The 4395-nt window shown below is 67.4% G+C and carries 7 protein-coding genes; 5 read left to right on the top strand and 2 right to left on the bottom strand.

The genetic code is table 11. The features are described from left to right. The 4 genes from ACY34I_RS40155 to ACY34I_RS40140 all read left to right on the top strand — a co-directional run. Positions 1-896 (top strand): YwqG family protein (locus tag ACY34I_RS40155; RefSeq protein WP_462760753.1); only part of this gene is annotated, 896 nt, incomplete at its 5' end. Between the two features lie 99 nt (positions 897-995). Further along, positions 996-2249, top strand: a complete 1254-nt coding sequence (locus ACY34I_RS40150) for a tetratricopeptide repeat protein (RefSeq protein ID WP_462760751.1) — start codon at positions 996-998, stop codon at positions 2247-2249. A gap of 117 nt (positions 2250-2366) precedes the next feature. After that, a complete protein-coding gene (locus ACY34I_RS40145; protein WP_462760749.1) occupies positions 2367-2558 on the top strand; it encodes a hypothetical protein in 192 nt (63 codons plus the stop codon). An 80-nt stretch (positions 2559-2638) separates the two neighbouring features. Next, positions 2639-2914, top strand: coding sequence for a hypothetical protein (locus ACY34I_RS40140; RefSeq protein WP_462760747.1), 276 nt, complete (start codon positions 2639-2641; stop codon positions 2912-2914). A gap of 41 nt (positions 2915-2955) precedes the next feature. On the opposite strand, the gene ACY34I_RS40135 is transcribed toward ACY34I_RS40140, so the two are convergent. Continuing rightward, positions 2956-3195 (bottom strand): hypothetical protein, encoded by a 240-nt coding sequence (locus ACY34I_RS40135; protein ID WP_462760745.1) that lies wholly within the window; start codon positions 3193-3195, stop codon positions 2956-2958. Between the two features lie 198 nt (positions 3196-3393). Then, on the bottom strand, positions 3394-4056 hold the full coding sequence (locus ACY34I_RS40130; RefSeq protein WP_462760743.1) for a hypothetical protein: 663 nt from the start codon (positions 4054-4056) through the stop codon (positions 3394-3396). A gap of 138 nt (positions 4057-4194) precedes the next feature. On the opposite strand from ACY34I_RS40130, the gene ACY34I_RS40125 reads away from it, so the two are divergent. Continuing rightward, positions 4195-4395, top strand: a 201-nt coding sequence (locus ACY34I_RS40125; protein ID WP_462760741.1) for a VOC family protein, incomplete at its 3' end; no start/stop codon positions are given.

The following is a 4395-nucleotide window of genomic DNA, read 5'->3' as shown; positions in this document are numbered from 1 at the left end:
CGTCGTTGTCGGCGTGCGGTGGCATGATGCTCGGCATGACCAGCCAGATCGATCTTGCGGCGGCGGCCCGGGAGCACCTACCAGCAGACGTCGCCGACACGTGGCTGTCGCTGCTGCGGCCGGGAATTCGGCTGGTCCCTGCCGACGACGGTGACGGGCCTCCGGTCGGATACCTGGGCGGCGAGCCCGAACTGCCCGACGACCTGGCGTGGCCGGTCTGGGAGGGGCACGGGCCGTTGAGCTTCATCGCCTCCGTCGACTGCGCCGCGTTGCCAGGAATGGCCACCGAGTTGGGGCTGCCGGTCGACGGCCAGCTTCTGTTCTTCTACTTCGACGGCCAGTACGACGACGGTGCGACGATGGTCTTCGCCAGCGATCCCGAGTATCAGGCCGGCGCCCGCGTCGTGTATGTGCCGTCCGGCCGAGCCTGCGCGGAGCGGGCGACTCCGGAGGGAATCGAACCCTACAAGCGCGTTTGGCTCGCCTCGCGTACGGTGTCGACGGCACCCTCGTACGACCATCCCGCCCTGCACGACGCGTTCGGGGCCGGGTTCAGCCAGGTAGCAGAACCAGAGCATCCGCTTCGGCGCCGGGAGTTCTGCTCGGCGATCAGCTGTGGCAAGGGCCCGCTGCACCAACTCGGCGGCTACGCCTACCCGGTGCAGGGCGACGTCGAGTACGAAGTCGCGCAGGCGGCACTGGGCGGCAGCGTCGACTGGCGAGACCACGCACTCGCCTCCGAAGCCAGCCGATGGCTGCTGCTAGCCCAGTTCGACAGCGACGACAACGCGAACATGATGTGGGGCGACGTCGGCATGCTCTACTGGCTCATCCGACCCGACGACCTCGCCACCCGGCGATTCGACCGAGCCATGTTCACCTGGCAGTGCTGCTGACCGCGTGGTCCTGGCATGAGCGTGGAGGTGAGGTCTATTGGCGAGCGGAGAGGCGCGGGCGGGGGCTTCCAATCGCTGTGATCACTAGAGTGCGGCCCTATGGACGCCGCGGAGCTTGATCGCCGCTACCAGACCAACGACGGCTGGCTTCCGCCCGACGTGGCGGCGGCACTCGTCGAGCACGGCCACCTGAATCTGGTGCGACGGGAGGCTGAGCGCGGCGACTTCCGCTGTGCCGACACGCTGAGCCGGCTACTACAGGCGCGAGGCGAGTGGGACGCGGCCATCGAGGTATACCGTCCGTTCACCTCTACCGGCTGGTGGGTGGCGGTGGAGCGAATCGCCGACATTCTTGAGGAGCGAGAGAGGGCCGACGCGGCGATCACGCTCGTTCGCCCGCTTGCCGAAGCGGGTGAGCGGCTCGCCGTGGTACGGCTCGCGGAGTTGCTGGCGCGGCAGGGGTGCATCGACGAGGTGTTCACGGTGCTGCGCCCGCACCTCGCCGACTGGCTCCTCGCCGGGGCCCTCGTGGAACTGACCGCCGGCGTGAGCCGCGACGACGAGGTGGCGGAGTCGCTACGGCCCTTCGCCGACGCTGGGGACCAGATGTTCGAAGGCTTCCTGGCCACCGTGCTGGAGCGACAGGGCCGGGTGGACGAGGCGGTAGCCCTGCTGCTGTCGAGCCTTCGCGGTGGGTACTCGTACTACGTCAACCACGCCGAGCAACTGGCCGACATCCTGGCTCGACACGACCCGGCGGCGCTGGCCGGCTTCGTCGCCGGTGACGGCCACGAGTACGGCGCATACCGCCTGGCCGAGCTGCTCGAGGAACAGGGACAGGTCGAGGAGGCGATGGCGGTGCTGTCGCCCTTCGCCGCGAAGGGCAACAGGAACGTGGTGGCCGCCCTGGCTGACCTGCTGGCCCGGCACGGCCGGGCCGATGAGGCGATCGAGGTGCTGCGCCCGGTCGCAATAACCGACCCTGAGTGCCTCGTCCGCCCGCTGTGCACCCTGCTGATCGGGCAGGGCCGGCCCGACGAAGCCCTCGCGGTCATCGACGACGTCGCCGCGCAGGGCAGACTGGACCCGTTCGACCTCCGCATGGATCGGGTCGAGGTGCTCGTCGAGTGTGGGCGGGCCGAGCAGGCGATCGCCGACCTGCGGGCCGATCCGGACGCCGATACCGGGTACGCACGCGTTCGCCTGGCTGAGCTGCTGGCCGACGCAGGGCGTCTGAACGAGGCGGTCGCCGTGCTGCAGCCGGCCCAAGAGAGGTGGATCCAGTCCTTGCTTGCGAAACTACTCATTCGCCAAGGGCGACCCGAGGAGGCCGTCGCGGTGATACGCCCCTGAGCGCCGGCGTCAACCTCGCGTCCCCGCGCACGGCGGCCAGATGAGGCCATCCCCTCATGCCCACGAACCACCAACTCCGCCTGATGGCAGTCAGGCTGCTCGACCGGGGTCAGCTAGATGTATATCGCCAGCGTGCAGCGGCCGGGGCATGATGATCGGATGCGCACCGTAGAGGAGCTGACAGCTAATTCCGATCCGTCCTGGCCAGCGCTTGAGTTGGAACTGCTGTCAGATACGCCACCCATCGACCGCGGTCACGTCAACACGCCGCACCACCTCGCTCTGGCCCTGACGATTCAACCTCTGTAACGTGCCATCGTGGTGGATCATCACAGCGGCATATGGACATTGCACCAGCGCGACGACGGCCGGTACTTGCTGATCTCGTCGTGACTGGCGGCGACTTCCCGTGGCTGAACGCTCGTGTCGACCCGAGGGAAGGGCTCGCGGAGGTCCGACCACTCTTCGCTGAGGAACTGCGGCTACTCGATGGCATTGATGAGGACGTCGAGTCCTGGGAGCGTGCGTACGAGGCAATCCGGAACGCAGTGACGCTTCGGCACCCGGAGGGTCGCCAGGTCCCTGAATTCCTTCTCCACATCGACGGTAACGAGGCGTGGTGGCGGTGGAGTGACGAGCCGTTCGACGAGGAGGACGATGCCTAGCCAGCGTGCCCGCTCAGCTGCAGGTGCGCGCGCTTGTCGGTCTACTGATGTCGCCACGCCGCAGCGCACGCTTCGATCCAGGTCGCGAGGTCGGGCACATCATCGATCGTGAGCAGTGAGTACGGTGGGGAGCCCACCACGGGGGTGACATCGGCAAAGGCGTGGTCCGGCGCAAAGAGCAGTAGCTCGAACGAACAGAGCTTGTCCAGCTCGTCGACCGAACTGCGGCACGTGGCAAGTTGACCGGGCGAGAGGCGTGCCACTTGCTGCGTTACAGCCACGCCCGAAGTGTCTCAGACCGGTGATCATCACTGCTCGCCGTACGTACTAGGCAAGACTGCGCATCGAATGCACCGCGTCCCATCACCCATCGTGACGCCCGATCGGCGGCAGATCCGGATGCCTTGATCGCCAAGGCGACTGGGTGTTCACCTCGCCGAGCCTGCCGACGGTCGGGGAGGCAGCAACGTGCGCTCGGCTCAGGCCGGGTAGCCGAGGTGACGGGTCCAAGCTTCGCCGACGCGGGTGCGCTCCGCGCTGTGTCCTGGCGGTAGGTCGAGAACGTCGATCAAGGTCGGATCCTCGTCCACGGCGTGGTGGAGGTGCCCGATCTTGCCGGTACTGCTGTCCGCATCCCTCGTGCCGATCAGCTGCCAGAGACCGACGTCTGCGTCGTGGCCTACCAGCAAGACGGGCTCGCGACGCTCGAAGACCTCGATGGTTTGGATGCAGGTGGTGCCCAGAAGCCAGTGCCGCATCCACCACGCGCGTCGGTCACGCTCCATGACGCGGTCTGCGACCCACCACACAAACGGTAGATCCTCGTGGGCGCGGGCCTGGTCCGCGGTCAGGTCCGGGCCACCCTGTGGCACCTGCTCGAACCGCTCGCCGGTGAGCGAGAACGCATGGCCGTCCTGGTGCGTGAATAGCACAGCGTGGAACGTGCCGCCGCCTGGATTTCCGACGCCGATCCCAATCGACAGACGGGCGACGTGAGGATCCGACCCCGTGATCCAGCCGAACGCGTACGAGGCCAACTCGCCCTGAGGCCCGACGAATTCGCCGAACGCGCGCCGGTCCGTGCCAGTGGCGTCAGCGGTCGACACCTCGACGAACGAACCCTCCAGCACCTGGATATCCACGCGGCCAACCTAGCCGATTCAGCCGGCCAGCAGACACGGCAGGACCTCGAACGCGTCCCGTGCCCGCGGCAGACTCGCGCACCCTCAGCGGCAGATCCGGCCGACCGTGGGCGCGACCTCGCGAAGTAGGGTCGTGAGATGGTGCCCGTGACTCGGCTGGACCACGCCGTCATTGCTGTCTCGGATTGGCGGGTCTCCACCGACTTCTATCGTGATGTCGTCGGTGCTGAGGTGATCAGCGTTGGCGGCGACCGCGTTGCGTTCCGAGTCGGTCCCAACCAGTTGAACGTTCATGGGCCGGGTGTCGACCTTGCGGACAACGTTGCCCGTCTCCCCGTC

The organism is Micromonospora sp. RTBAU3-60, assembly GCF_054963695.1.
The sequence above is the reverse complement of the archived record's forward strand: the minus strand, read 5'-3'. Positions and strand labels throughout refer to the sequence as shown.

Coding starts and splice junctions, on each gene's coding strand:
- ACY34I_RS40150 (WP_462760751.1), top strand. CDS start 996: ATGGACGCCGCGGAGCTTGATCGCCGCTACCAGACCAACGACGGCTGG.
- ACY34I_RS40145 (WP_462760749.1), top strand. CDS start 2,367: ATGTATATCGCCAGCGTGCAGCGGCCGGGGCATGATGATCGGATGCGC.